Raw genomic sequence first — 2,008 nt, 5'->3', positions numbered from 1 at the left:
AGCGATTCGCCCGGCTTGCGCTCGTCTTGCGGCCACAGGCGCGTCGCCGGTCCAAAGCCTGCCGCTTGCAGCGTCATCTTCGGCTGCGGTTGCGCCCGGCCATCGTGAAACGACGGCATGCGCACCTCGATCGCGTACGCGTCACGCGTGAGCGCGGCGTACAGGGTCGAGGCCACGATCCGGTCACCGTGCAGATACAGGCGGATGCGCGACAGGACCCCCGGCGAGCGCCGATCGAAGCGCCGCACCTCGAACGCGAGCCGGATGGCGCTGCGTCCATCGGGCCGCAACTGCTGCGCGGCGTCGCGCAGCGTCAGCGGCAGTACGTTCACGAACTGTGTGGTGCGGTAGGTGCATACCGTCTGCGCATCGCCCACCGGCGTCGAGCGCACCGTCAGCCCGGCCGGCAACACTTGCCCTGCCGGGCGCTCGGCGTGCGGCAGGAGTTCGAGGATCGTCAGCGACGGGATCGTGCGCACCGTGTGCGGCCACAGCATGCCGGTCAGCGGTTCAGTCAGCTCGGGCAGTTCGTCGGCCAGCTTGCCGCCCATGCGCGCACTCAGGAACGCGAACCCCTGGAACAGCTGCTCGACCGCGTCGCCCCGGCCCCCGAAGCGGGTCAGGCCCAGACGCGCCGCCGCCTGCGGATGCGACTGCGCGAATTCCTTGGCGGCCTCGCGCAGGTAGCGCATCTCCGCTTCGAATTCGCGCAAGACCGGCGGCCGGTTGGGGCCGTGCCTCGGGCCGCTCATCGGGCGGCTCCCGGTGACGGCGTAGACGCCGTTGCATGCGCGCCTGCGGATGGGTCGACCGCAAAAATGCGCTCAGGCATCTTGAAACCGCGCAGCCCCAGCAGGTCGAGCGGCCCTGCCCCCGTTTGCGTGCGCAGGACATACTGCAAGTCCTGCGCGCCGGGCTGCTGCCAGGTGAGCGCGTAGCGCGTGCTGTCGAGCGGCGTCGTTTGCGCTTTCTCCAGCAGGCGCAGGAAGGCCCAGTCGCCGGTCGCGTCGAAGGCCTGCCGCGCGCCGGCGTTGACCGTGTGCCAGCGCAGGCTCGCGCGGCCGTTCAGGCCGTCGCCTGGCCAGGCGATCGGCGTCCAGCTTTCGCGCTGGTTGAAGTAGACGATCGGCCGCCCGTCGATCACCAGCTCGGTGCGCGTGACGTCGACCGCCGGCAACGCCATCAGCTCGAACCGGTAACCGGCGTCGCCGCGCAGATAGCCCTGCGCGCCCAGCGCCGACAACTGGTTCAGTGCCGCGAGAAACGCCGGATCGATGCGCAGGGACTGCGGCACCAACGGATTGGGCACCCAGCGCTCGCCTTGCGGCACGAGCACGCCGGCCAGTTGCGTGGCCACGAACCTGGCGATCAGGCCGGTGTCGGGCCGCACGTAGCGCCCGAGTTCGGCGAACGACGCATCGGCTGTGGTATCGGCGAAGGGATATCGGCCGTTGAAGGCGATGGAAAACGGCATGGCGATGCCTTCTCTCCAGGATGCATTCAGGCTTGCGGCGGCTGGCGCCAGGATGGTTTGCCAGGCCATATCGAGCGGCTGCGCGAACAGGGCATGGCCGAAACCGGCCCATTGCTGGCCCAGGCTGGCCGCCGTCACGCCCGCGTCGTCACGTGCCTGCATCAGGTCCGAGAGCTGCCCCTGAAACACCGCCTGCGCAAGCGACCGGGCCATCGCCTGCGGCTGCGGGCTGGCCGCGATCTGCTGGAGCTTCAGGCGCACCGTGGTCACTCGCGTGAGATAGCGCGCGAGGCTGACGTCGTTGGCGGGCGCCGGGCGAGGTGTCGCGCCGGGGACGGCGGCGGCGTTGCCGGCATCGCCCATCAGGGCGAGGAGCGGCCCGAACGATTCATCGAGCGGGGCCGTAGCGATGCCCGACGGGACAAGTTCCGCCGGATCGGGGTCCGCACCCTGCAAGAGGTCCTGTGCCCGGCGCACCAGTGTGTCGGACAGGGATTGCGATGGACGCCCCGAGTGCGCCTGATACTGCACGGC

2 protein-coding genes are annotated in these 2,008 nt (G+C 70.1%); both read right to left on the bottom strand.

What is annotated here, in order from left to right:
• Positions 1-752 (bottom strand): type VI secretion system baseplate subunit TssF (locus PTE30175_RS27925; RefSeq protein ID WP_150700325.1); only part of this gene is annotated, 752 nt, incomplete at its 3' end.
• Positions 749-2,008, bottom strand: a 1,260-nt coding sequence (locus tag PTE30175_RS27920) for a type VI secretion IcmF C-terminal domain-containing protein (RefSeq protein WP_275938987.1), incomplete at its 5' end; no start/stop codon positions are given. The genes PTE30175_RS27920 and PTE30175_RS27925, both read right to left, overlap by 4 nt.

Origin of the sequence: Pandoraea terrae (assembly GCF_902459695.1) — a bacterium.
Lineage (GTDB): Bacteria > Pseudomonadota > Gammaproteobacteria > Burkholderiales > Burkholderiaceae > Pandoraea > Pandoraea terrae.
The sequence above is the reverse complement of the archived record's forward strand: the minus strand, read 5'-3'. Positions and strand labels throughout refer to the sequence as shown.